General features: G+C 72.1%; 17 protein-coding genes and 3 pseudogenes. 7 read left to right on the forward strand and 13 right to left on the reverse strand.

What is annotated here, in order from left to right; all coding sequences use genetic code 11:
• Positions 1–1,539: 1,539 nt before the first annotated feature.
• Together nadE and ABD981_RS11110 are read right to left on the reverse strand one after the other, a co-directional pair.
• Positions 1,540–2,373, reverse strand: a pseudogene (gene nadE / locus ABD981_RS11105) (ammonia-dependent NAD(+) synthetase).
• A 594-nt stretch (positions 2,374–2,967) separates the two neighbouring features.
• A complete protein-coding gene (locus ABD981_RS11110) occupies positions 2,968–3,927 on the reverse strand; it encodes a molybdopterin-dependent oxidoreductase (protein ID WP_345528976.1) in 960 nt (319 codons plus the stop codon).
• On the opposite strand from ABD981_RS11110, the pseudogene ABD981_RS11115 reads away from it, so the two are divergent.
• A pseudogene (locus ABD981_RS11115) lies at positions 3,823–4,894 on the forward strand (DmpA family aminopeptidase). The gene ABD981_RS11110 and the pseudogene ABD981_RS11115 sit on opposite strands and share 105 nt — an antisense overlap.
• Here ABD981_RS11115 and ABD981_RS11120 read toward each other — a convergent pair.
• The 5 genes from ABD981_RS11120 to ABD981_RS11140 form a co-directional block, all read right to left on the reverse strand.
• Entirely contained in the window at positions 4,818–6,464 is a 1,647-nt protein-coding gene (locus ABD981_RS11120; protein WP_123954914.1) for a molybdopterin-dependent oxidoreductase, read from the reverse strand. The pseudogene ABD981_RS11115 and the gene ABD981_RS11120 sit on opposite strands and share 77 nt — an antisense overlap.
• A gap of 74 nt (positions 6,465–6,538) precedes the next feature.
• Complete coding sequence (locus tag ABD981_RS11125) at positions 6,539–7,465, reverse strand: amino acid ABC transporter permease (protein WP_046910258.1); 927 nt, start codon at positions 7,463–7,465, stop codon at positions 6,539–6,541.
• Positions 7,462–8,127 carry an amino acid ABC transporter permease gene (locus ABD981_RS11130; protein ID WP_046910257.1) on the reverse strand — a complete coding sequence of 222 codons (666 nt, stop codon included), beginning with the start codon at positions 8,125–8,127 and terminating at the stop codon, positions 7,462–7,464. Before ABD981_RS11130 ends, ABD981_RS11125 begins: the two co-directional genes overlap by 4 nt.
• Positions 8,128–8,137: 10 nt before the next feature.
• Positions 8,138–8,983 (reverse strand): glutamate ABC transporter substrate-binding protein, encoded by an 846-nt coding sequence (locus ABD981_RS11135; protein ID WP_123954913.1) that lies wholly within the window; start codon positions 8,981–8,983, stop codon positions 8,138–8,140.
• A gap of 38 nt (positions 8,984–9,021) precedes the next feature.
• Positions 9,022–9,777 (reverse strand): amino acid ABC transporter ATP-binding protein, encoded by a 756-nt coding sequence (locus ABD981_RS11140; protein WP_046910256.1) that lies wholly within the window; start codon positions 9,775–9,777, stop codon positions 9,022–9,024.
• Between the two features lie 239 nt (positions 9,778–10,016).
• Between ABD981_RS11140 and ABD981_RS11145 the strand changes: the two genes are divergently transcribed.
• Positions 10,017–10,544 carry a hypothetical protein gene (locus ABD981_RS11145; RefSeq protein ID WP_123954912.1) on the forward strand — a complete coding sequence of 176 codons (528 nt, stop codon included), beginning with the start codon at positions 10,017–10,019 and terminating at the stop codon, positions 10,542–10,544.
• 127 nt (positions 10,545–10,671) lie between these two features.
• Here ABD981_RS11145 and ABD981_RS11150 read toward each other — a convergent pair whose 3' ends face one another.
• Positions 10,672–11,367, reverse strand: a complete 696-nt coding sequence (locus tag ABD981_RS11150; RefSeq protein WP_046910255.1) for an alpha/beta hydrolase — start codon at positions 11,365–11,367, stop codon at positions 10,672–10,674.
• Between the two features lie 231 nt (positions 11,368–11,598).
• On the opposite strand from ABD981_RS11150, the gene ABD981_RS11155 reads away from it, so the two are divergent.
• Positions 11,599–12,057, forward strand: a complete 459-nt coding sequence (locus ABD981_RS11155; protein WP_046910254.1) for a Crp/Fnr family transcriptional regulator — start codon at positions 11,599–11,601, stop codon at positions 12,055–12,057.
• A 27-nt stretch (positions 12,058–12,084) separates the two neighbouring features.
• Here the strand turns inward: ABD981_RS11155 and ABD981_RS11160 are convergent, their stop codons facing one another.
• On the reverse strand, positions 12,085–12,507 hold the full coding sequence (locus tag ABD981_RS11160) for a GNAT family N-acetyltransferase (RefSeq protein WP_123954911.1): 423 nt from the start codon (positions 12,505–12,507) through the stop codon (positions 12,085–12,087).
• 160 nt (positions 12,508–12,667) lie between these two features.
• On the opposite strand from ABD981_RS11160, the gene ABD981_RS11165 reads away from it, so the two are divergent.
• Genes ABD981_RS11165 through ABD981_RS11180 form a run of 4 tightly spaced genes read left to right on the forward strand, consistent with a single transcriptional unit; the run spans position 12,668 to position 15,550 of the window.
• The gene (locus ABD981_RS11165) at positions 12,668–14,068 is read left to right on the forward strand and encodes a diacylglycerol/lipid kinase family protein (protein ID WP_123954910.1); all 1,401 of its coding nucleotides are present in this window, start codon (positions 12,668–12,670) and stop codon (positions 14,066–14,068) included.
• Positions 14,013–14,666 (forward strand): phosphatase PAP2 family protein, encoded by a 654-nt coding sequence (locus ABD981_RS11170; RefSeq protein WP_123954909.1) that lies wholly within the window; start codon positions 14,013–14,015, stop codon positions 14,664–14,666. Before ABD981_RS11165 ends, ABD981_RS11170 begins: the two co-directional genes overlap by 56 nt.
• 53 nt (positions 14,667–14,719) lie before the next feature.
• A complete protein-coding gene (locus tag ABD981_RS11175) occupies positions 14,720–15,076 on the forward strand; it encodes a zinc ribbon domain-containing protein YjdM (protein WP_046910253.1) in 357 nt (118 codons plus the stop codon).
• A gap of 42 nt (positions 15,077–15,118) precedes the next feature.
• Positions 15,119–15,550 carry a PPOX class F420-dependent oxidoreductase gene (locus ABD981_RS11180; protein ID WP_046910252.1) on the forward strand — a complete coding sequence of 144 codons (432 nt, stop codon included), beginning with the start codon at positions 15,119–15,121 and terminating at the stop codon, positions 15,548–15,550.
• Positions 15,551–15,564: 14 nt separating this feature from the next.
• Here ABD981_RS11180 and ABD981_RS11185 read toward each other — a convergent pair whose 3' ends face one another.
• The 4 genes and pseudogenes from ABD981_RS11185 to ABD981_RS11200 form a co-directional block, all read right to left on the reverse strand.
• Positions 15,565–16,281 carry a GntR family transcriptional regulator gene (locus ABD981_RS11185; RefSeq protein ID WP_046910251.1) on the reverse strand — a complete coding sequence of 239 codons (717 nt, stop codon included), beginning with the start codon at positions 16,279–16,281 and terminating at the stop codon, positions 15,565–15,567.
• Between the two features lie 40 nt (positions 16,282–16,321).
• Positions 16,322–17,128, reverse strand: a complete 807-nt coding sequence (locus ABD981_RS11190) for an ornithine cyclodeaminase family protein (RefSeq protein ID WP_345528988.1) — start codon at positions 17,126–17,128, stop codon at positions 16,322–16,324.
• A 177-nt stretch (positions 17,129–17,305) separates the two neighbouring features.
• The gene (locus ABD981_RS11195) at positions 17,306–18,352 is read right to left on the reverse strand and encodes a proline racemase family protein (protein ID WP_046910250.1); all 1,047 of its coding nucleotides are present in this window, start codon (positions 18,350–18,352) and stop codon (positions 17,306–17,308) included.
• A pseudogene (locus ABD981_RS11200) lies at positions 18,349–19,129 on the reverse strand (proline racemase family protein); the annotation flags it as partial. The gene ABD981_RS11195 and the pseudogene ABD981_RS11200, both read right to left, overlap by 4 nt.
• Between the last annotated feature and the right edge of the window lie 5,316 nt (positions 19,130–24,445).

The raw sequence follows: 24,445 nt of genomic DNA on the forward strand, positions 1-24,445 counted from the left end.
GGCTCGCTCGTGAGGGGGTCCAGGGCGGGACCGGACGGTGGGACGGGCGCTACGGAGCGAAGCGGCGGGTTGCCAGAGGCGGGCGCGAGGCAGCCGGTTCCAGGCAACGGCGCGGGCCGCCGTTCGGCACCCCGCAACCCCGTCGGTGTTAGTTTGTGCTTTCGAAATCCCTGTCTCGGTATGACCAAGGTGGCGCGCGTGCGCAGCCCACGGATGGCGCGCGCTGTCTCCAGGAGTGTGCGGTTGTCCAATACATGTCTTCGTGGTAGACGGCGGCGGCGACCGGCGGGACCTCGTTGGCGGGCGAGCGCGCGGGGTTTGTAGAGCGGGGTCCAGTCGGTGCGGGGGGCGGCGAGGGAGCGCGGGTCTCGGCAGCGGGCTCAGGGACGGGTCGTGACGGTCGAAGTGCCAGGGGTGTCGTTCTCGGCGGGTGAAGGCGCGGCGCGTCGCCCGCGAGCGTCCGCGCGCGTCGACTCGGGGAACTCGTGGCCGTACGCGTTCGGTCGGGGCCGCAGTCGGTCGTGGCCCTGCCCTGGGGGCGTAGTATGGCCTCGTGCAGCAGGGCGTAGAGCGGGTGGCCCGCGAACGAGAGTGGCTCTGTACGGTTGAGGAAGGCGTCTGACAGGGGCGGGGCCGTGGGGGTTGGGGACGAAGGCTTCCTCCAGGAGCAGTGATGGAGCTGGTGGGTTTATGTCGTGGCCGCCGGGAGCAGGATTGCCGATGGGACTGGAAGGCCTCGGGGGTCAGCGCGTTCCGCCTGCCGGGCAGCGTGACCTCGTGCTCGGCGAGGTGGGCGGCGGATCCGGCGGGCCTCGCTCGACGTCGTCGGGATAACGGGCTGTGAGTTGGGCCTCGTTCTTGCGCGGTACGGGGTGGGCGGCCCGGTAGACCTCTTCGGCGGTGGCCGTGAGGCGTTGGAGGGCAGTCCCGCCGTGAGAGGACGTGTTCTCGGCCCCTGTTGGGTGCGGTGCGCCGAGGTATAGTGGGTGGCGTGAAGAAGCCGCCGAAGGGGTGTGAAGCTCTGGCCGGAGGACGGTTCGTGGGGGCGGCCCCTGCCGGGGTCAGTTGACGGCGGATCAGCTCGACAGTCCTTGGTCGATGGAGTCGGCCCCTGGGAGTGCGCGAGTAGTCGGCCTGTTCGCGTCGGGGTGTGTCCGGCGGAGCGGGCAGGGTCTGACGTGGTTGGCGGGGGGTGGGAGGCGCGGGGGCCGGGGTTAGTGGTGGGGCGCCCGGGGAGCTAGGAGCTCCCGCACGGCCGGCCGAGCGAGGCCTGGGGCCCCGATTGAAGCGCCGGGCGCCGGAAGCGGGCCCGCATAAGGTAGCCAGCAGGGCAGGGTCGCCCCGGCGGCCCGGTCTCCCGCGTAGACCTCGCGTACGTTTGGGATTTCGATGCGTTCGCGTCGGGGGCGGAGTGGGTCGAGCGGACTTGAAGCGTGTGTGTCGGTGGAGGACGAGTCGGGCTGCCGGAAGGTGGGAACCTGGCTGTTCCTGTTCGTGCGGGGTCGGGGCTGGTGCTCGAGCGCGGCGGCGCAGGGTGGGTCAGGGGGCGATGGGTAGCCGGCGCTTGTGGTCAGCGTCAGACTCGTTGCGGCGCGCGATGTTGGCGGCGGAAGGCGGCCTCGCGAACGGCTTGCCCTCAGGGAAGTCGTCGATTCTCGTCGTAGGTCACGCCGAGGGCGTTTCTCGTAGGGTTTCGCCGGGTCTAGTGTCTCCAGGTCGGCGGTGGGGGTCTCCAGACAGCTCGCCGGGGCGCCGAGCTGGCGGACACGGCGCGGACCGGGCGCTTGTGTGAGGCCGGTCGCGGACGAGGTCGGCGCGCCGTCGCCGTACTTGGTGAGAGCCGGGACAGGCCGGCGGCGTGGGTCGGTGCCAGACGTGACCAGGCCGTTGTGGGCGCCCGCGACCGCGTATGGGCGATCATCCGCTGCCGGGCCTTGATGTTGCACGTGCACGAAGTCCTGGTGGTGCGCGTCGCGGAAGGCGATCCCGGCGGCCGAGGTGGCCTCCAGGGCGGCGTCGGAGGCCGGCATTGATGTCCACGGTCAGGACTCGTCGGCGCGGATGAAGCCGAGGGCGAGCTGGGCGTCGCGCTCGTCGGCCTGGACGCCGTAGGGCAGCCGCATGGCGTAGAAGACGGCCTGGTGGCCGGCTGCGCGGGCGCGCTCGGACGGCGAGCTGGCAGAGCCGTCCGGCGGTGGTGGAGTCGACGCCGCCGCTGATGCGAGGACCAGGGAGCCCAGACCGGTGGAGGTGAGGCGCTCGGCGAGGAAGGCCACCCGGCGCTCGATCTCCGCGCGCGCGGTCGAAGGTCTCGCCGACCTCGAGCTCACGGGCGATCCGCTGCTGCAGGGCGGTGGTCTCCGGGTCGGTCACGGGATGCTCCTCGGTCTGTGCGTGGTGTACTGGCGTCCGCGTCGACTCTATGCGCCCCGCCGACGCCTGTCGCCCGGCCCCGGGCCCCGGGCCCGGGTCGGCACGGAGGGGCGGGGCGGGCGCGGCCCGTGCGGGTGTGCGGCGGGACGGCCGGGCGGCGGGCGGGCCGGGGCGGGGCGGGACGGGGTGGGGGCGAGGTGGGCAGGACGGGCCGGACGGCCAGGGCAGGCGGGACTTTCCGGAGGCGACCTAGGTGACGCCAGAGCACCTCGACCCGCTGCACCAGGTTGTTGCCGAAGCCGCCCCGGTTCCAGGGAGCCGTGAGCGGCTGGGGTGTGCCCGGCGGCGTCGGTGGCGCGGACGGTGAGCAGGTGCGCGCCCGGGCCGCCGTCCAGCTCGTGCGCCATCCGGCCCAGCCCAGGGCGCTCCGGGTCGGCGGTCACCTCGGCGTCGGTCCAGCTGCGCTCCCCGTCGGTGCTGAGCTCCACGCGGGTCACGGCGCGTGCCCGGACCAGGCCCGGCCGGCCAGCGGGACGGGGCCGGGGTGGACGACCCGGGTGCGGGACATGAAGTCGGGGAAGCCGGGCGGGATCATCAGGGCCCGGGCGCGATGACGTCCACGGGGGCGCCGGGCTCGTCGGGGCCCTGCCGGTAGCGGTAGGCGACGGCCTGCTGGAAGCCGGTGAACGGGGTGGCGGTGAGGGTGACGTCGCGCAGCCACTTCACCGAGGCCATGCCGTACCAGCCGGGCACGACCAGGCGCAGCGGATGCCCGTGCTGGGGCGGCAGCGGGGCGCCGTTCATGGCGTAGGCGACGAGCACGCCGCGGTCCGGGTCGGCGGCGTGCGGGAGCGGCAGGCTGCGCCGGTAGTCCTGTTCGGTGCCGCGCTCGACCCCGTGGTCGGCGCCGGTGAAGACGGCCTCGACGGCGCCGTCGGCGGGGCCCGCCTCGGCGAGCAGGGCGGCCAGCGGGACACCGGTCCAGTCGGCGGTCCCGACGGCCTCGACGAGCCAGGGCTGGCTGACCGGGCGGGGGCTGAGGCGGGCCCGGCCGTTGCCCGCGCACTCCAGGGTGACCCGGTGGGTGACGGCCGGCCGCGCGCGCCAGCTCCGCGACGCCGAGGCCGAGCGGGCGGCGCACCAGGCCGCCGACGGTGAGCCGCCAGTCCCCGGCGTCGGCGGCCGGGATGTCGTAGTGGACCAGGACGTAGTGCAGACCGGGCGGGGTGGTGTCGTAGCGCAGCGCTTCGAGCGGCAGTCCGTGGTTGCGGGGCCGCCAGGGCCAGCTCGGCCGTGCCGATGCCCTCGTCGGGTCCGGCGACCCGGCCCGGCGCGCTGACCTCGCCGACCCGCGGCGTACCGCCCGTACCGGCTGTGCCGTCCATGGCATCCATGGTGCGCCGCCGCTCCGCCCCCGGCATCCCGGCGCCGGGCGGTACGGTGCCGGGCATGACGGAAGTGCGCGCGAGAGTACGCGAGTTGGGCGTTCCGCTGACCGGTGTGCCGGGGCCCTGGAACGCGATCACCGATGTGCCGGGCGTCCAGGTCGGCCATGTGACCCTGATCGAGGGCGAGGACGTCCGCACGGGGGTCACGGCCGTCCTGCCGCGCGGCCGGGAGGGGGTGGGGGTGCCCTGCGCCGCGGGCTGGTACGCGCTGAACGGCAACGGCGAGATGACCGGGACGACCTGGGTGGAGGAGACCGGTTCGCTCGCGGTGCCCGTGCTGCTCACCAACACGTACGCGGTGGGGCCGGTGCACCGGGGGTTCGTCGAGTGGCTGGGCCGGCACCGTGCGGACGCGGCGCCCGAGTGGCTGCTGCCGGTCGTGACGGAGACCTGGGACGGGTATCTGAACGACATCCACGGCCCCGCCGTACGGCCCGGGCACGCCGCCGCGGCGATCGAGGCGGCGGCCTCGGGGCCGGTCGCGGAGGGCTGTGTCGGCGGCGGCACGGGGATGCGCTGCTACGGCTTCAAGGGCGGCGTCGGCACCGCCTCCCGGGTCGTCCCGTACGGGGAGGACCGGTACACCGTCGGGGTCCATCTGCAGGCCAACTTCGGGGCCCGGCACGAGCTGGTGGTGGCGGGCGTCCCGGTGGGCCGGGGGCTCCCGCCGGCCCGGGAGGCGGGGGCGGGTGCCGCCGGGGGCGGGCTCCGTGGTGGTGGTCGTGGCGACGGACGCGCCGCTGCTGCCGGGCCAGTGCAAGGCGCTCGCCCGCCGGGTGCCGCTGGGGCTCGCCCGGACCGGCACGACGGGCAGCCACTTCTCCGGCGACCTGTTCCTCGCCTTCTCCACGGCGAACGAGTCGGCGCTGACCAGCACCTTCCCCGAGAAGGACGGCCCCGCGCCGTACGAGACGCTGCGGTTCGTGCCCTGGGGCCGGATCGACCCCTTCTGCACGGCGGTGGTGGAGGCGGTCGAGGAGGCCGTCCTGAACGCGCTCACCGCCGCCCGGTCGACGACGGGCCGGGCCGGGCACCACGTGCCGGCGCTCCCCCTGGAGCTGCTTCGACGGTGACGGTGACGGAGTGCAGCCCGGTGGCACCGTCGGGCATGGTCCCGGCCCGCCGCTCGGTCTGCGCGGCGCCGGTGCCGTCGGTGGCCCGGGCGGTCAGGGTGTGCCGCCCGGGCTCCGCGCGCCAGCGGTACACCCACTCGCGCCAGATGTCGCGGCTGTCCTGGGCGCCCAGCTCGGCGTCCTCCCAAGGTCCGTCGTCGACGCGCACCTGGACGCGCGCGATGCCCCGGTGCTGGGCCCAGGCGACCCCGGCGACGGCGACCGTGCCCGCCTTCGGGCGGCCGAGGTCCTTCGGGGTGTCGATCCGGGACTGGGTCTTGACCGGGGCCTGGGCGGACCAGCCGCGCGGCACCCAGTAGGCGTCGTACGCGGCGAAGGTGGTCAGCTCCAGGGAGGAGATCCACTTGCAGGCGGAGACGTAGCCGTACAGGCCGGGGACGAGCATCCGCACGGGGAAGCCGTGGGCGAAGGGCAGCGGCTCGCCGTTCATGCCGAAGGCGAGCAGCGCGTCCCGGCCGTCCATGACGGTCTCCACGGGGCTGCCGATGGTCATGCCGTCCACGGAGCGGGCGACCAGCTGGTCGGCGGGCCCGCCGGCCGAGGGCGGGCGCACCCCGGCCTCCCGCAGCAGGTCCGCGAGGCGGACGCCCAGCCAGCGGGCGTTGCCGACGTAGGGCCCGCCGACCTCGTTGGAGACGCAGTTGAGGGTGATGTCCCGCTCGACGACCTCGCGGCGGAACAGGTCCCGCAGGGTGACGGTGAGCTCGCGGGCCACGCCCTGGCCGTGGATGCGCAGGGTCCAGCGGTCGGCGTCGATCCGGGGCACGACGAGGGCGGTGTCGACCCGGTAGAAGTCGCGGTTGGGCGTGACGAAGGCGCTGATCCCGTCGACGGGGAGCTGCGCGCCGGGCGGCACGGCGGGGGCGGGCGAGGCGGGCCGGGGCAGCCGCAGGGCGTTGCGGGAGGCGGTGGCGTTCGTGGACCGGTCGGCGCCGGCCGACCGGGCGAGGAGGGTGGCGCCCAGCGCGCCCACGAAGGTGCCGGCCCCGGCGGCCAGGAAGCGGCGCCGGGCCTGCGCGGGGGCCGTCGTCGGCGTGCCGACGAGCCGCCGGATCAGGAACTGCAGGAGGGCCGCCGCGGTCGCCGCCCCGACGAGGGAGGGCAGGGCGTCCGTCCAGGACTCGGAGTCGGGGCGCGTGACGGCGGCGAGGGCGCCCACCACTCCGAGCACGCCGACCCCGGCGAGGGCGGCGGCGCGGTGGCGCGGGGCGAGGACGCCGAGGCCGGCCGCCAGGAGGACGAGCAGGAGCAGGACGCCCGTCTGGAGGACGGCTTTGTCGCTCTCGCCGAAGGTGCGGATGGCCCACTCCTTGACGCCCGCCGGGGTGTGGTCGACGACGACGCCGCCGACGGCGGGGACGGGTGCCGCCTCCGGGCGGACGGCGACCGTGACGAGCGCGGCGACGGCGAGCCCGCCGAAGCCGGCGAGGAGCCCGCCGAGGGCGGCGAGCAGGCGGTCGGCGCGGGCCTGGGCGCGGGCCGGCCCCGGGGATGCGGGCGTGAAGGTCATGTCCTGGGTTTCGGCAGACCGCCGCCCGGGGGTGAGCCCCGGTGCGCGGTGCGGTCGTCCTCGGCCGCCGGCCGTCAGGGCGGCCCCGGCCGGCCCGGCTCCCCCGGGGCCGCCAGGTCCTGGACCGCGTCGGCGCCGACCACCGCGCCGGTGGAGCGCTTGCCGCGGCGCAGGCGGCGTTCCAGCCACGAGGCGAAGGTGGTGAGGGCGAAGTTGAGGACGACGAAGACGACGGCGACCACGGTGAAGGAGGCGATCGTGTTCGCCCCGTAGTTGGCGCTCATCGGGCGGACGGAGGCGAGGAGTTCGGAGAAGCCGAGCATGGCCCCGCCGAGCGCCGTGTCCTTGACGATCACGACGAGCTGGCTGACCAGGGCGGGCAGCATGGCCGTCACCGCCTGCGGCAGCAGCACGTACGCCATCGTCTGGCCCTTGCGCATCCCGATCGCCTCGGCCGCGTCGGTCTGGCCGGCGGGCAGCGCGAGGATCCCGGCGCGGACGACCTCGGCGAGCACGGAGGCGTTGTAGAGGACGAGCCCGGTGACGACGGCGTACAGGGGACGGCTCTCGGGGCCGATGTCCGTGAACTCGGCGTAGGCGGCGTTGGCGAAGAGCATGAGGATCAGGACGGGGATGGCGCGGAAGAACTCCACCACCGTGCCTGCCGAGGCGCGCACCCAGCGGTGGTCGGAGAGCCGGGCGATGCCGAAGAGCGCGCCGAGGGGCAGGGCGATGCCCATGGCGAGGGCGGCCGCGACGACGGTGTTCCTCAGGGCCGGGAGGAGGTAGGTGTGCCAGACCCGGGGGTCCGTGAAGAACGGCGCCCACTTGGCCCACGCGAGCTGGTTCTTGTCGGCGAGGCTCGCCACCACCCACCAGAGCACACCGCCGACGGCGAGGACGAAGAGCAGGGTGGAGAGGAGGTTGCGGCGCCGGGCGCGCGGCCCGGGGACGTCGTAGAGGAGGGTGGCCGGCTCCCGCGGCCCCTTCGGCTCCCTCATCGCTTCACCGCGACCTTCTTGGCGATCCAGCCGAGGAGGAGCCCGGTGGGCAGCGTGAGGCAGAGGAAGCCGACCGCGAACACGGCCGAGACCAGCAGCAGCTGGGCCTCGTTCTCGATCATCTCCCGCATCAGCAGGGCGGCTTCGGCGACGCCGATGGCGGCGGCCACGGTGGTGTTCTTGGTGAGGGCGATCAGGACGTTGGCGAGGGGGCCGACGACCGAGCGGAAGGCCTGCGGCAGCACGACGATCCGCAGGGTCTGGGTGAAGCTCAGCCCGAGCGCGCGGGCTGCCTCGACCTGGCCGAGGGGGACGGTGTTGATGCCGGAGCGCAGCGCCTCGCAGACGAAGGCGGAGGTGTAGGCGGTGAGGCCGAGGACGGCCAGCCGGAAGTTGACGGTGGTGAAGTCCTCGGCGCCCAGGCTGACCCCGAGGGTCTGGAAGAGGCCGAGCGAGGTGAAGACGATGATGACGGTGAGGGGGATGTTGCGGACGATGTTGACGTAGACGGTGCCGAATCCCCGCATCAGGGGGACGGGGCCGACCCGCATGGCGGCCAGCAGCGTCCCCCAGACCAGGGAGCCGATCGCCGAGTAGACGGTCAGCTGGACGGTCGTCCAGAAGGCTCCCAGCAGGTCGTAGCCTTCGAGGAAGTCGAACACGACGGCCCGCTCACTGGACGACCACACCGATCTTCGGCGCGGGTTCGGCCTGGTAGCCGGCGGGCCCGAAGTTCTTCTGCACGGCGGCGGCCCAGGACCCGTCGGCCACCATCTTCTCCAGTGCCGTGTTGATCTGCGCCTTGAGCTCGCTGCCCTTCTGGACGCCGATGCCGTAGTTCTCGTTGCTGAGCTCGAAGCCGCCCAGCTTGAACTTGCCCTTGAACTCGGGCTGCGCGGCGTATCCGGCGAGGATCGAGTCGTCGGTGGTGATCGCGTCGATGACGCCGTTCTCCAGGCCGGTCAGGCACTCGGAGTAGCCGCCGTACTCCTGGAGCTGGGCGTCCGGGGCGATCTTCGTCTTGACGTTCTGCGCGGAGGTGGAGCCGGTCACCGAGCAGAGCTTCTTGTTGTTCAGGTCCGAGGGCTTGGTGATCGAGTCGTCGTCGGCACGGATCAGCACGTCCTGGTGGGCGAGGAGGTAGGGGCCCGCGAAGTCGACCTTCTCGGCCCGCTTGGGGGTGATCGAGTAGGAGGCGGCGATGAAGTCCACGTCGCCGCGCTGCAGCAGCGACTCGCGGTCGGCGCTCTTGGCCTCCTTCCAGACGATGTCCTTCGGGTCGTGGCCGAGCTGCTTCGCGATGTACGTGGCGACGTCGACGTCGAAGCCGGTGTAGGTGCCGTCCGGGGTCTTCAGGCCGATGCCGGGCTGGTCGAACTTGATGCCGACGGTGATCTTCCCGTCGTCCCGGTGGCCGGCCGCCCCTCCGGAGGCGTACGCGGTCCCGGTGAAGGAGAGGACGACCGCGGCGGCCGCGGCGATGGTGAGCCTTCGGGTCCTGAGCGGATTCATGGTCATCACCCCACGGTGAACGGTGATACGGACGGGTGTGCGGGTCAGTGGTGGAGGATCTTCGACAGGAAGTCCCTGGCCCGTTCGCTGCGCGGGTTGCCGAAGAACTCCTCGGGCGTGGCCTGTTCGACGATCCGGCCGTCGGCCATGAACACCACGCGGTCGGCCGCGGACCGGGCGAACCCCATCTCGTGGGTGACGACCACCATCGTCATGCCGTCCCGGGCCAGCTGCTGCATCACCTCCAGGACCTCGTTGATCATCTCCGGGTCGAGCGCCGAGGTCGGCTCGTCGAACAACATCACCTTCGGGTCCATGGCGAGCGCGCGGGCGATGGCCACCCGCTGCTGCTGGCCGCCGGAGAGCTGCGCCGGGTACTTGTCCGCCTGGGTGGCGACCCCGACCCGCTCCAGGAGCGTGCGGGCCCGCCGCTCGGCCGTCTTCCGGTCCTTCTTGCGGACCTTGATCTGGCCGAGGGTGACGTTGTCGAGCACCGTCTTGTGCGCGAAGAGGTTGAAGGACTGGAAGACCATGCCGACGTCGGCGCGGAGGGCGGCCAGCTCGCGCCCCTCGGCGGGCAGCGGGCGGCCGTCGACGACGATCCTGCCGGAGTCGATGGTCTCCAGGCGGTTGACGGCCCGGCAGAGCGTGGACTTGCCGGAGCCGGAAGGGCCGATGACGACCACGACCTCGCCGCGGTGGATGGTGAGGTCGATGGACCGGAGCACATGGAGCGCCCCGAAGTGCTTGTCCACGTCTTCGAGTACGACGAGTGCGTCACCGCCGTCCGGGACGGGCATGGCACCCTCCTGGTCACCGCCCCCGTCTGCCGCTCCCTCCTCAGGTTCATGCTCCGCCCTCCGCCGGGCGGGCGCACGCCGGAGCGGTGTCCCGTCATGCGGGACGGGCGGGGAAAGGCCTTGCCCCGGGCCGCCCCGGATTGCTTGGATCTTGACCGTTCCGGGCGGGCCCGCGCTCCGGCCGGTGCCCCCGCGAGCCCGCCGCAAGCCCGCCGCACGGCCCAGAGAGGCGATCCACGGTGACGTACACGAGACCGGACGACATCCCGCCCGTACCGGAGCACCTGCGCGCCGAGGGCGCCGTGCTCACGGACTCGCTGATCCCGCTGGTGAACCAGTTCCGGGCCCGGCAGGCCGCGGACGGGACGGTGCCCCGGCCGGACGGCGCCGACCGCGCCCTGCTGCGGCGGATCCGCGACGAGGGCGCCGCCTGGTGCCGGCGGCACGCGCTGGACGGCCAGGCCGCCGCCCTGGAGGCCGACGTCGACGGCTGGCTGGCGGCCGGGCTCGACACCCGGCCCGCGTTCGGGCGCTCCGCGGACGCCGTCCCGCGGCCCGCCGCCGGCGAGACGGTGTTCCTGCTGGCGCCGGCCCGGGACGCGGGCGGCGCGCCTCCGGCGGGCGACCGGCTGGACTGCCTCTTCGCGCTGCGCGCCCCGGACGGCTTCTCCGTGCTGGTCACGGTGGCCGGCAGCGAGGGCTTCGCGGCCGGGGCCCGGCCGGAGCCCTTCGCCGAGCCCGCCCGGCGGGGGGCCGCCGCCTCGTGACGGCTCCTCGGGTTCCGCGCGCTCCTGGAGCGCGCGGTCCGCGCCGAGCACGCCGGGGCGGAGGCGGAGTGACGCCCGCGCGGGGTCCGGGCCCACCGGCACGGACCCCGCGCGGGGCGGGCGTGGGTCAGCCTGTGGTCTCGCGGGCCGCGACCTCGATGAGGTCGACGACCGCGCCGGGCTGGGAGGCCAGGGAGGCGTGGCTCGCGTCGAGCTCGATCGTCTTGACCGGGTTCATCCGCGCGGCCATGCGGCGCTCGTTGTCCGGGTGGATCATCCGGTCCTGGGCGGAGACCTGGTACCAGCAGGGTTTCTTGCGCCAGGCCGGTGCCGTCACGTTGTCGCCGAAGGTGGAGCCGAGCGGGGCCTTCTGCGTGACGGCCATGACGAGGGCCTCGTCGGCGTCGAGGTCCTGACAGAAGCTCTCGTGGAACGTGTCCTGCTTGATCCAGAGGTAGCCGTCGGAGTCCGGGGCGATGTTCTCGAACGCGGCCGGCGGATGCTCCTGGGTGATCTGCCCGGGGCTCTCGCCCGCGTCGGGGGCGAAGGCCGCGATGTAGACCAGGGCCTGGACGTTCGGCAGGTCCCCCGCCTCGGAGATGACGGCGCCGCCGTAGGAGTGGCCGACGAGGACCACCGGTCCCGCCGCCTGCCGGATCATCTTGCGGGTGCGCTCGGCGTCGTCGGCGAGCGAGGTCAGCGGGTTCTCGACGGCGTGCAGGTCGCCGAAGCCGCGCCGGTGCAGTTCGGTGATGACGTGCGACCAGTGGGCGGCTCCGCCCCAGAATCCGTGGACCAGGACGATCGAGGGCTTGTCTGCCATGAGAGGCACCGTTCTACGTGGGGGTCCCCCCGGGACTCCCACGCTAGGCGGAAGGTGACCGGGCCGCCACCGACCGTGCGCACCGGGCCCGACGCCGTTCCCCGTGGTGCCCGAGGGGCGTGAGGGACTGTACGGCGTCCGTGTGACGGACCGCGTGCGGCGACTGCGTACCGTGCGCGGGCGACGGACACTGGAGGCGGACGCACCGCCGCCGGTCCGAGGAGGTCTGCCATGAGCACCGCCGCACCCAAGGTCAGCACCCTGCCACCCGAGCACCGGGAACGGCTCATGGCCTTCGCCGAGGACGTGTACTTCGAGTCGGGGCACCGGCTCTTCGAGGAGCAGGACCACGCCGACCGGTTCTGGATCGTCAAGACGGGCGCGGTCACCCTCGACGCCAAGGTGCCCGGGCGCGGCTCGCCGGTGATCGAGACGCTGCGGCACGGCGAACTGGTCGGCCTGTCCTGGCTGTTCCCGCCCTACCTGTGCCAGTCGGGCGCCGAGGCGATGACCCCGGTCCGGGCCCACGAGTTCGACGCCACGGCCGTGCGGTCGATGTGCCGCACGGACGCGGAGTTCGGCGCCTCGGTGACGTACTGGGTGGGCCGGATCCTGGCCCACCGGCTCCATGTGACCCGGGTCAGGCTGCTGGACCTGTACGCGCCGCACGGAAGCGGCATCCTGGCGTGACGGGACCGCCCGCCGGACGCCCGGCCGTCAGGCGCGGTCGAGCTCCCGCACGTACCAGTCGAGGACGGTGCCGTCCCGGTGGCTGATCTGGCCCCGCCGGAGGAACCCGGCGCGCCGCGCGACCGCCGCCGCGGCCGGGTGGCCGGCGGGCGTCTGGATCACCGCGCGGCGGGCGCCCGCGCAGCGGGCGTGGGCGCAGGCCAGCAGCACGGCGCGGGTGGCGAAGCCCCGGCCGCGGGCCTCGGGGCGGAGTTCGTAGGTCACGTCCACGTCGCCGTGGGCGAGTCCGGTGGCGGCGAACCGCAGGCCGACGCGCCCCACGCACCGCCCGGCCCGGATCCCGAAGGAACGGACCGGGTCGCGCGCCCCGGCCTCCGCGGCGGCGGGGGGCGGCAGCAGGGTGACGACCCCGTCGGAGAGCTGGGCGGCTCCGGACGGCTCTGCAGGCATCTGTTCACACACTCCAGCGATCCTTTCGCCTCTCCGCCGCCACCACAATCGGTATCCGGCCGGACCCGGGGTGGCCTGCCGGGACGTCACCCGAACGGGCCTGTGCGTGTACGAGGGACTTCGGGGTACGAGGCTGGGATCGAGACATGGGGAGGAAGCGGTGAGTGAATCCGGTACGGGGTCGGGGGCGCGGGCGTCACGGCCCCGGGAGCGCCTGCTCGCGCGCTGCGCGCTGCTGGCGGCGGTGGCCGCGGTCGTGGCGCTGTTCGTCCCGTTCGGGAGCGGCGGGCTGCTGATCGTCGTGAGCGGGCTGCTGGGGCTCGTCCTGTGCGCCTCCGGCACCTGGTGGTTCCTGGCCCACCGCGGTCCCGTGCGGTTCCTCGGCGCGCTGCTCGCCGCCGGGGCGCCGGTCGGCCTGCTCGTCCTCTACATCCAGGGCGGGCTGTGGCCGACCGCGCTGCTCTCGCTCGGCCTGTGGCTGGTGGCCCTGCTCTGTGCGCGGGCGGCGCTGCCGCGGCCGCGCCGGCACCGCCCCGCCGCGCCCGCGGCGCGCCCGCTGCGGCCGGTGCTCCTGATGAACCCGAAGTCGGGCGGCGGCAAGGTCGAGCGCTTCGGCCTGGTGGAGCGGGCCGAGGCGCTCGGTGCGCGGGTGGTGCTGCTGGGCCCGCCGGACGGGGGCGGGCAGGCCGACGTCGAGGCGCTCGCCCGGCAGGCCGTCGCGGACGGGGCCGACCTGCTCGGGGTGGCGGGCGGCGACGGCACCCAGGCGCTGGTGGCGGCGGTCGCCGCCGAGCACGACCTGCCCTTCCTGGTGATCAGCGCCGGGACCCGCAACCACTTCGCGATGGACCTCGGCCTGGACCGCACCGACCCGGCCCGCTGCCTGGACGCCCTGACGGACGGCGAGGAGCTGCGGGTGGACCTCGGCGAGGTCGCGGGGCGCCCGTTCGTGAACACGGTCTCCTTCGGGGTGTACGCGGACGTCGTGCAGCGACCGGAGTACCGCGACGCGAAGGCGGGGACGGCGCTCAACGCGATGCCCGAGCTGCTGGCCGGCGGCGAGGGCGGCGGGCGGCTCGACGCCGAGGCCGACGGCACCACGCTCCGAGCCCAGCAGGCGCTGCTCGTCAGCAACAACCCGTACGTCTCGCCCGACCCGCTCGGCGGCGGCCGGCGGCCCCGGCTGGACCGGGGCGAGCTGGGCGTCATCGGGGTCCGGGTGGAGGGCGCGGCACAGGCCGCCGACCTCGCCGTCCGGGGCTCGCAGTCGGCCGGCCTGAACGTGCTGACCGCGCGCCGGGTCGAGGTCACCGCCGAGGGCGACACGCTCCCGGTGGCCGTCGACGGCGAGGCGCTGACCCTGGAGACCCCCGTCCTGTGCACCCTGCGGCCGCGCGCCCTGCGCGTCCTCGTCCCGCGCGACCGCCCCGGAACCACCCCGCCCCCGGCCCCGCTGAACTGGAGCCGGATCGTCGTCCTGGCCTTCGGCCCCCGAGGAGAGAACCATGCCCGAGCCCAGCAACGAGCCGCCGAACGACTCTCCGGCGGAGCGGTCGGCTGACGCCGTCGCCGCCGCCCGGAGGTCCGGGTCCGGCCCGCGCGCCGTGCTCGCCGATCTGCGGGCGGTGGACGGCGCCCTGTACGCGGCGGTCGCCGCCACGCCCACCCCGGCCCTGGACCGGGGGCTGCGGCGGCTGTCGCACGCCGCCGACCACTCCAAGATCTCCTTCACCGTGGCGGCCGGCCTCGCCCTCGCCGGGGGCCGCCGGGCCCGGACCGCCGCCCTGGTGGGGGTCGGCGCCATCGCGGTGGCCTCGGCGTCGGCGAACCTGCTCGGCAAACGGCTGGTCCGCCGCCGGCGGCCCGACCGGGAGGCGGCCCGGGTGACGGTGGCCCGCCATGTGCCGATGCCGAGCTCGGCCTCGTTCCCGTCCGGGCACACCGCCTCCGCGGTCGCGTTCGCCACGGCGGTGGGCGTGGTCCTGCCGCCGGCGTCGGTCCCGCTCAGCCTGCTGGCCTGGGCGGTCGGGTACTCGCGCGTCCACACGGGTGTCCACTACCCGGGTGACGTGGCCGGCGGTGCGCTGCTGGGTGTGGCCAGTGCCGGCGTGTCGCTGGCCGGTGCGCGTGCGTGGGCCCGACGCGCGGAGATTCACTGATTGCCGAATTTCGCAATTAACGTGAACGTGAGCCGCCGACTTACCATCGCGGGGTGAACGAGACGCTTCCCCCCTGCCCCCGCTGCGCCGGCGCCTACACCTACGCGATGGGCGCGCTCCTGGTGTGCCCGGAGTGCGGCCACGAGTGGTCGGCCGCCGCCGACCCCTCCGCCGGCGGCGCGACCGGGGAGCGGGTGGTGAAGGACGCCGTCGGCAACGTGCTCGCCGACGGCGACACGGTGACCGTGGTCAAGTCCCTCAAGGTCAAGGGCAGCCCGAGCGGCATCAAGGCCGGCACCAAGGTCCGCAACATCCGCCTGGTGGACGGGGTGGACGGGCACGACATCGACTGCAAGGTCGACGGCTTCGGCCCGATGCAGCTCAGGTCGAGCGTCGTGAAGAAGGCCTGACCCGCGGGAACAAAGCGCGTCCGCGCGGGACTTGGAACGGTCATGACGACCCCACGTTTCGATGCCCGCGAACTGCTCGCGAAGAGCCGGCTCGGCGTCCTCGCCACGATCAAGGCCGACGGCCGCCCCCAGCTCTCCCCCGTCATGCCCTTCTACGACCCCGCCACGGACACGCTGTACGTGTCGATGACCGAGGGCCGCGCCAAGACGGCGAACCTGCGCCGCGACCCGCGCGCGGCCCTGGAGGTGACCAGCGCCGACGGCTGGTCCTGGGCGACCGCCGAGGGCACGGTGACGCTCACCGGGCCCGGCACCGACCCGTACGGGCCGGAGGTCGAGGCCCTGGTCGACTACTACCGGCTCGCCGCCGGTGAGCACCCCGACTGGGAGGAGTACCGGGCGGCGATGGTGGCCGACGGGCGGGTCCTGATGCGCATGCCCGTCGACCACGTGTACGGCCAGAGCGTGCGCTGACCCCGCGCCGGCCCTCAGCCCTTGCGGACCTGGCCGAGCCGCCCCGCGGGGCGCTCGACCGGCTCGTCGCGGGCCTCGGCCCACAGCGAGCGCACATGGCCGAGGTGGCGGTGCATGCAGGCCTCCGCGCCCTTCACGTCGCCGGCGATCATCAGGTCGAGCAGCTCGACGTGCTCCTCCGCCGAGGAGACCAGCTTGCCGGCCTCGTCGAGGCCGGTCAGCCCGTAGAGCCGGGAGCGCTTGCGCAGGTCGCCGACGGTCTCCACGAGCCGGTCGTTCCCGGCCAGGCCGAGCAGCGTGAGGTGGAAGAGGCGGTCCGCCTCCAGGTAGCCGATGAGGTTGTGCTCACGGGCGTTGGTCACGATCTCCTGCGCGAGCGGGCGCAGCGCCTCCAGCTGCTCGGGCGTGGCCAGTTCGGTGACCCGGCCGATCGTGGGGACCTCGATCAGCATGCGCAGCTCGGTGCACTGGTCGAGCTCGCGCTCGCTGACCTCGGTGATCCGGAAGCCCTTGTTGCGGACCGGCTCGACCAGGCCCTCCCGGGCGAGGTCGAGCATGGCCTCGCGCACCGGCGTGGCCGACACGCCGAGCTCGGCGGCGAGGCCGGGCGCCGAATAGACGCTTCCCGGCCGTAGTTCGCCCGCTATCAGGGCGGCCCTCAGCGCGTGACCGACCTGGTCACGCAGCCGTTCCTGGGCCTTGATGAGACTGTGCTGCTTCAGGTCACCCACGCGCTTCCTCCGAGAACTCGCAGGAGGACAGCGTACAATGTCACGTTTCCCCGGCCGACCCTCCGTCCTCCTCGGATCGGGCGGCCTCGTAGACGGCCACCGCGACGGCCAGGTCCTCCCAGGCCATGCCGACGCTCTTGAAGAGGCGCGGCGCCGCCGGATCCGCCGGGGCGCGCCCGGCGACCAGGTCGGCCAGCGTGCCGGCGATGTGCCCGGGCCCGATCGCGCCCTCGGCCTCGGGGATCAGCAGGTCCCCGGCCTCGCGCAGCGCCGCCGTCCGCGACTCGACGTACACCTCGGACCGCCGGACCAGCGCGGTGTCGGTCTCGCGGGCGTCCGGCTCGTGCGAGCCGACCGCCACGACGGTGGCCCCCGGCCGCACCAGTCGTCCGTCGAAGAGCGGTTCGCGGGCCGTGGTGCAGCAGACGACCAGGTCCGCCTCCGCCACCTCCTCCGCCGTGCCCGTACGGACCTTCGGCACGCCCAGCTCCTCGGCGTACGCGGCCAGCCGCCGGGCCCCCTCCGGGTTGCGGGCGACGACCACCGCCTCGGCGAGCTCCCGCACCGCGAGCAGCGCGTCGAGGTGCGCGTACGCCTGCGGACCCGAGCCGAACAGCACCAGGCTCAGCGGGCGGTCCGCCGGGGCCAGGTGACGGACCGCCAGGGCGGAGACCGCCGGGGTGCGCAGCGAGGTGAGCGCGATGCCGTCGAGCAGCGCGACCGGGAGCAGCGTGGCGCCGTCCAGGAGCAGATAGCCGCCGGTGATCCGGGGCAGCCCGAGGGCCGGGTTGCCGGGGGCGATCCCGACGACCTTCACCCCGGCCCAGGCGCCCGACGCGGCGGGCATCAGCAGCACCTCTCCGGCGGGCACCGGCGTCGAGGTGCGCTGCGGGCCGGTCTCCGGGTCGAGGCCCTCGCGCAGCGCGTCCGCCAGCGCCTCGACCGCGGGCGCCCGGCGACGCCAGCCGGGCCACGGCCCCGGCGTCGAGCCAGAGCGGGGCCCCGGGGCCCCGCGGGGTGGCCGTCACAGGGCGAACCCCGAGCCGAGGGCGTCGTAGGGGTCGAGCGTGAACAGGTGCTCGCCCGTGCGGTGCGCGCTGCCCGTCACGGTGGTCACCAGGCCCTCCGGGCCCGCCCCTCCCGGCGCGAGCCGGCCCGTGAACACCGTGCCCACGACGGATTCGTGGGTCAGCGTGTCGTCCTCCTTCAGGCGCCCCTCGTCGGCGAGGAGGGCGAGCCGGGCGGAGGTGCCGGAGCCGCAGGGCGAGCGGTCGATCTGGCCGTCGGCGAAGACGGTGACGTTCCGCTGGCGCGGTCCGGCCGGGGTGTCGGGGAGGTCCTCGTACAGGATCACTCCGTACACCCCGGACAGCAGCGGCCGGCCCGGGTGGCGGGTCGCCGGGTGGCCGGCCAGCGCGACCCGGATCTCCCGGCCCGCGGCCACCAGTCCGGGCAGGTCGGCGCGGTCCACGCGCAGGCCGAACGCGGAGGCGGGGACCGAGGCGTAGCAGGCGCCGGCGTGCGCGAGGTCGACCTCGACCGTGCCCAGGCTCGTGGCGACCGGGACCGCCCGGCCGGTCACGCGGGCCGGGACGTTGCGGAAGGTGACGCCGGTGGTGCGGCCTCCCGCGCGGTGCACGGTCGCGGCGACCCGCCCTGACGGGACGTCGATCCGCACCTCGACGTCCCGTCCGTCCTCGGGGACGGCGACCCGGCCGGAGTCCACGGCCCAGGCGCCGAGCGCCATCGTGCCGTGGCCGCAGGCCGTCGAGTAGCCGTCCTTGTGCCAGAACAGGACGCCCAGGTGCGCCCCGTCGTCGTCCGGGGGCACGACGAAGCCGCCGTACATGCCCGCGTGGCCGCGCGGCTCCCGGACGAGCAGCCGGCGCAGGCCGTCCAGCGGGCCCGGGCGCGGCGCGGTGCCGTCGCCGCCCGGGCCGAGGAGGGTGGCCCGGCGCTCGGCGACGGTGTCGCCGGGCAGCGGCGGCAGGCCGGCGGCGGCCAGGTCGACGATCCGGAAGGGTTCGCCGGCCGTGTGGTAGTCGGTGGTCCGCACCTCCGTGGAGCTCACAGCAGGAATCCCGCCGGGAAGGGGTCGGTCGGGTCGAGGAAGTACTGGCCCGTGCCGGTGATCCAGGCCCGGCCGGTGACCGTGGGCACGATCGCCGGGAGGCCCCCGACCGTGGTCTCGCCCACGATCCGGCCGGTGAACTCGGTCCCCGATGAAGGACTCGTTGACGAAGTCCTGGTCCGGGCCGAGGAGTCCGCGCGCGTGCAGCTGGGCCATCCGCGCGCTGGTGCCCGTCCCGCACGGGGAGCGGTCGAACCAGCCGGGGTGGATCGCCATGGCGTGCCGCGAACGGCGCCCGTCCGAGCCGGGGGCGGCCAGGTAGACGTGCTTCACGCCGCCCTGGTGCGGGTCCTCCGGGTGGACCGGGCGGTCCGGGCCCGCGTTGATCGCGTCCATGAGGGACAGCCCGAAGGCGAGCAGGTCCTCCTTGCGGGCCCGGTCGAAGGGCAGCCCGATGGAGTCGAGCTCCACGAAGGCGTAGAAGTTGCCGCCGTACGCGAGGTCGTAGGTGACCGTGCCGAAGCCGGGGACCTCGGTCTTGAGGTCCAGGCCCGCGCTGAAGGCGGGGACGTTGGTGAGGGTGACGGAGCGGGCGGCGCCGTCCTCCACCTTCACGTCCACGCTGACCAGCCCGGCCGGCGTGTCCAGCCGGACCGTCGTCACCGGCTCGCTGACCGGGACCATGCCGGTCTCCACCAGGACCGTGGCGACGCCGATGGTGCCGTGGCCGCACATCGGGAGCAGGCCGGACACCTCGATGAACAGGACCCCGTAGTTTTTTTTTTTCGGGTTTTTTTTCCCTTGCTCGTCGGGGAGGCGTCGGCCGGCGCCCGATTGGTCCATGGCCGACGCCTCATCGCGCGAGTGTGTTCTCAAGACGCAGGATACGACATCGAGCAGGTCCGTGAGCAACGCGTTTTTCTTTGAGGTTCCAGGCCGCTTCGAGCGAACGTGTTCGGACGCGCTTCTCGGCCATGTGGGAGCAGGGATCATCCAGTACCCCTCCCCCCCGCCCGTGATCACGCGGGTCGGCATCGCCCACTCGTTATTGCACCCGATGTTGACCCGCGTGGGTAGACGTGACTGGTTTGCGCATGGTTCCCATTCCGGCTCGGCTTGCGTCGGCGTAGGATCGCTGCCGGCCGGGACGGCGTGCTTTCAGTGGTTCGGCCGTCGCCTATGGGCCTTTAAGGGGAGGCAGATTCGTAAGGAAGGAAAGCCACAGCCCGAGAGAAAGAACACGCGTCTGTTTCGGCTGAAGCAGGAGGGCGTCGTTGTTTATTGAGAAGAAGGGTTGATGGAAGGCCTCCCCTTTTGTAGGTTTTGTAAATATCGATAAGCAATTTGCTTATGGACATGAATCATCCCCTCCGAACTTATCAGGATTTAATTTTGATGATACCCCTAGTAATAAGCCAGGTCTTCCCAGGAATCTGACTTGACCTCTTATCCTTTTCTTCGTGGAACTTCGCCAGCCTAATTAGGGAATAGACCATCTTCTTGGTTTCCCCCCTTTTCTTCCCTTTCCTCTTTTCTCCTCCCCATTTTTTATAGTATTTTCCCGATGGGCGTAATGGTGCCTATCCTCGAATACCGAGGCATCACGAGTCCTCTCTTTTCCCAGGCCAGGCCCCCCCCCGGTTCCACAGCTCCCGGAGCAGAGTATGCGGTTGGAACGCCACTGTTTTCCTTGGGGTTTCAGACACACGGGCCTCCGCTTCCCATCACCCCAGCCCACCTCCACCCCCCGGCAATCCCCGGCACCTACCCCCTCACACCTCCCCCACCCCCGCCCCCGCCCCCGGCCCAGCTCCAGGAGCACGTCTTCGCAGCGCCCCCCCCCCCCCCTCCGTCCTATCCATCCATTAGCATTCGCTGTAGATGTTTCTCCAGAGTTCGCGACTTGATCGTTCAGGCCGATCTAGTACGCGGCCCTGGCCGATTAATGCTCGACTCGTCCCCTCCCCCTGAACCTCCCCCTTCACCGAAAAGTATTTTGGACTGCTCGTCTCGGACCGTTTTGCAGCCAACTTTGCGTTAGAGCCACCGTTGCGATGGGCCGTATAGGCTAGACCACCTTTGGTGTAGATCGGTGTTGCGTTGTAAGAAACAGGGGATCACACCGGCTAGTAGTGCCCACACCCATTCACAGCACGTGAACAGTCCTTCCCTCTCCTCCCCCCCCCATTTTACCCCTACCCCAACATCCCACCCCACTCAAGCTCGTTGCGAACGGAATATATAGTCCGTGAGATTGCCCGGAACCCCATATACGGACCACCAGTCATTCTCACTGATCGCCCCCCTCCCTCCACACCCACCCTCTTTTCCCACTCCCCCGAATGGCCCTCCCCCCACCCTATGACAAGCAGCCGACCCTCCCCCGCCTTCCTATCCCCTTCCCTCCCGCCAACCGGAGACCCATCCTAGTACACGCACGCCGCCCCTGCTCCGCCCAGCCACGGCCACTCCCCAGCTCGACCCCCTCCCCCCCCCTGAGCTCGCCCCCCCGCCCCCCCCTCCTCCCTGTGTACGTACGCACCCCTTCTCCTTGTCACACCTGGCCGCACCATCCATATTGACTCACCGCCGCATAAAACACGTCTTGGATAATCAGCTGTATGAAGGCCTTTTGTTGTGCACTAGAAGGCACTGCTCTTGTGCCGGACGATCCCCCCCTTCGTATTTACCCTCACCCTCTCTCGGAGACACTCCCGCCCACTCCACGCCTCCTCCAGCTCCTCCGATTCCCCCTCCCCTCTCCTCACTTTCCCCTAGCCTATCCCCTCCCCTCTTTTTCAGTGTCGCCCCTCTCTGTACACCCCTCGCGACACTCCCTCTTCGGTTACGCGCCCAGCGAGACGTGTTTGGGCGCGACACGCACCACCGTCGCAGACGTTTGGCGATAATTGCCTTACACGCTGGAACCTTAATCCCCACGTCATTCCTCCGCGTTCGCGATTCCCCCCCCCCTTTCCGTTTCTTTTTTTTTTAGGCGTTCCGTTAGTCGATCCCCGGATCTGGGTCCTAGCGACCTTGCCCCCCCCAGTGCGGCAGCGGCTCCGCCCGGCCTCCGTCCGCCGCAACACCATGCACTGCCCGCCTGCCCAGGCATCGCTCGGGCCCGCTTTTTACGCCCCCTTCTGCCCCCCCTTGTCATCACGCCCCCCGCTCCACCTTCCGCGCTCCCTTCGCCTTCCCCATCCCCCCCCGCCTCTCTCTAGCGGTGGGTCCGGCAGCGCGTGCCGGTCTCCCTGGTGCTTTTTGTCCGGGCCCAACAGCGTTAATCTTTTTCCGATGTACGTGCCCTGTGAACCATTCACCCCCCCCCCCCCCCCCTTACGCAACGCGCGCCTTGTGGCCGGCCGGCCTACATCGAGGGCGCTGTCTTTTCTTGGCCGCGTGCTGATTAGGCGCGGCGTCCGAAGGGAGTCCGCGACGATGGCGGGAGCGGGGACCGGGCACGCGCGGGGGCCTTGCGGTTCCCGGCGGTCGCGGACCGTAACGACCTAGGGCCGCCCACCGCCTGGCCGTCAAATGCGGCCCTGGCACCAGCCCATGCCGGCACGGGTCAGCAGCTTGACCGTACGCGCGTCGCGGGCTGCCCAGCTCGTCCGTCGCCTCCTCGGATCTCCGGCCGTCCTTCCGCCCACCTCCTCGCAAGCGGAGAGTCCGTCCGTCCCGTCGGAGCCACGGATCGTCAGCCCCGCGCCGGGGCGGGTGGGCGACGGCCATCGCTGTCCGCGAAGGTAGGCGCGCCAGACGGGTGCGGCGGCGGCGGTATGGCGGTTCGCCGCCTCCGCCTCCCCTTGGGTCCCGCCCACGGCTGGACGCGATCGCGGTGTCCCCTTCGTGCCCCGCCATCGTTCGACTGTCGCGACACGAGCGCCAGTGTGGGGGCTTCCCCCTGTATGTGTCACGCACACAGCTATTCACGCCGGCCTCACCCCCCGATCCAGCAAGCGCACCCACGGGACCGAGGTTGCGCTGTCCCGGGAGACCTACAGCGCAACTCCGTTCAGTACGCTGCTGCACGCTCCCTCACGCCGCACGTCCCACGCACCACACGCCTCGACGGATTTATAGGTGGGACAGTTCGGCGCACACACGCGCACACGTTGTGCCCACACCGCCAGCGCGGTGCGCCACGGCGATACGGCGGGCGCGTCCCCGGGAAGGGGAGCCAGTCGACGGTTCCAGGCGCGCCACCCGTAACAGAGCCTCGACCCGGTCGGTGCTTTGCGACTCCACCAAAGCGTGTGTCAGGCGTCACGATCCCGGGCGCACGTGGCTGCCACACGCCAGACGCGGCGTCCCCTCAGTCCTCCTATAGCGGGCGCCTCGAACAGCTTCGCCGGGTTTCCGCTAGGGAGAGTCGCGTGCTGAGGTGCGTAGCCCGCCCGTGTACTGCGGCCGACCTCCACCACCGCCGGGACGCGGGCGCCCGCTCGCCGGCGAGCGTCGACGCACCGCGCAGCAGCAGGGGGCCGCTGCCCGTCCACGTTGACGACGCGGGCGTCGCCTGGCTAGCCCAGCCCGACTCTTTCCAGCATCGGCAGGCTGCCCCGCCGGCGCCCACGGACGCCCCGGGGAGGTCCAGCCGGGGGAAGGAGTTGGCGTTTTTCGTTTAAGCAGCCCGTGCGACAGACAGGACCAGCGCACCTTCCCCTCGAGAGTGGACAGTGCCGTCGGGCATGCTCGTCTGTTAGTGTTGCGCTTGTCGGCAGTGGTCCCACGTCCCTCGTTGTTCGGCAGGGGACAGTCCACACCGTGGGGTGCTCAGTGGTGATGGTATCAAACCGTGGCGGGACTTGTGCGCGCCGACGACGCATGCGGGGAACGCGAAGAGAAGGTATACAGTCACGGTGGCGGCAAGTTGGCCTGCGGGCGTTCCTGCGCCCAAACGTCCGGCTTTCGGGATTTGGCGGTACTTGGCAGCGCTGGTCGACGTCGGACAGCGTCATTATGCTTGTTTCATGTGAACTAACGGACAGGCCCCATTTCGAGGCACTGGCCTCTGTGGCCCCTTTTCCTCCGTTGTCACTTTGGCCTTCTCTCCCCGGTGGGCGAGCAACGAGGGGCCGCGCCGACTCGAGCGCACCTCTGACTGTGTCAGGCCAGCCAGTGACCTCGTTCATGCACAGTCCCCGTCCCCAGTTCCCTCCCTTTGCTCCCGCGTGCGTCGATGTGGTCACGCACGGGCTACCGCCTTCGGGACCCTAGTGCTTCACGCCTCAGCTTCCTGGGTGCCCCGTTGGTTGTGCCCTCGCCCCTTTTTTTTACTTTCTTCCCGACGGTGAAAGGCATGCTCGCCAAAGCAATCCTATGGCCGATTGATTCGACAGAACCCCACACATTCCCTTTTTTCCCTGGCCCCTGCGTCCGCTTTTATCTCCCGGTTCCGAGCCGTTTGGGTTCTGGGCGCCAAGGACAGGAGACCCCCATCCGCGCCGACCATCGAGGATTTCCCCGACGGCGACAGGTTGGGCCCTGCTTTTCCTTTCCCCCTGTGCGGGTCGATCTGCGTTCCCGGCGTGTTCCCGTTGGACCTGGTTTTTGGCTGCGCGCGCCTTTCCCGCCCCACCATTTGTGGTACGCTTTCCGTCTTCGTTTACTTCCTGCCTTTCTTTCGTTCGTTTCGGGTCATCTCCGTTTGGGCTCTTCTAAGTGTTGGCTAGCTTCCTACCGTCCGGCTGATGGTTGCGGCGGTTGTCATGGAGTCGCCCGGACTCCTTCTGTGTTCGATCCAGTTCCCTGTTAGCCGGCCTTGTCGTGTACGGCTGCCTGGTTCTCGGGTCTTCCCCTCGCCCTCCCCATTGCGGGCCTGTGTCCGGGCCCTTTCACCTTCCTTCCTTGTCCTGAGGTGCCTCGCCCGCGATCAGGGTATCCCGTCGACTCCCTTGGGGGCCACGGGCCTGCCTATGCCGCTGCCCTCGTCCCCCTGGCAGACTACGGTGCGTGCAGGCCCTGGGACCTCGGGTCCGTCTCCGCATGTGCCTCCGGCATTGTTTCGTTGGTTCGGGGATTTCCGGTAACCGGCGCTGGCATTAAGCCGTGGGACAAGTCTGCGCTGGACGCTCGAACACGAGGAAT

This window comes from Streptomyces showdoensis, from assembly GCF_039535475.1.
GTDB lineage: Bacteria > Actinomycetota > Actinomycetes > Streptomycetales > Streptomycetaceae > Streptomyces > Streptomyces showdoensis.

Coding starts and splice junctions, on each gene's coding strand:
- ABD981_RS11155 (WP_046910254.1), top strand. CDS start 11,599: ATGAGCACCGCCGCACCCAAGGTCAGCACCCTGCCACCCGAGCACCGG.
- ABD981_RS11140 (WP_046910256.1), bottom strand. CDS start 9,777: ATGCCCGTCCCGGACGGCGGTGACGCACTCGTCGTACTCGAAGACGTG.
- ABD981_RS11120 (WP_123954914.1), bottom strand. CDS start 6,464: ATGACCTTCACGCCCGCATCCCCGGGGCCGGCCCGCGCCCAGGCCCGC.
- ABD981_RS11170 (WP_123954909.1), top strand. CDS start 14,013: ATGCCCGAGCCCAGCAACGAGCCGCCGAACGACTCTCCGGCGGAGCGG.
- ABD981_RS11150 (WP_046910255.1), bottom strand. CDS start 11,367: ATGGCAGACAAGCCCTCGATCGTCCTGGTCCACGGATTCTGGGGCGGA.
- ABD981_RS11110 (WP_345528976.1), bottom strand. CDS start 3,927: ATGGCCGACCTGGACGCCCGGCACATCGGTGATCGCGTTCCAGGGCCC.
- ABD981_RS11135 (WP_123954913.1), bottom strand. CDS start 8,983: ATGACCATGAATCCGCTCAGGACCCGAAGGCTCACCATCGCCGCGGCC.
- ABD981_RS11190 (WP_345528988.1), bottom strand. CDS start 17,128: ATGCCCGCCGCGTCGGGCGCCTGGGCCGGGGTGAAGGTCGTCGGGATC.
- ABD981_RS11160 (WP_123954911.1), bottom strand. CDS start 12,507: ATGCCTGCAGAGCCGTCCGGAGCCGCCCAGCTCTCCGACGGGGTCGTC.
- ABD981_RS11180 (WP_046910252.1), top strand. CDS start 15,119: ATGACGACCCCACGTTTCGATGCCCGCGAACTGCTCGCGAAGAGCCGG.
- ABD981_RS11125 (WP_046910258.1), bottom strand. CDS start 7,465: ATGAGGGAGCCGAAGGGGCCGCGGGAGCCGGCCACCCTCCTCTACGAC.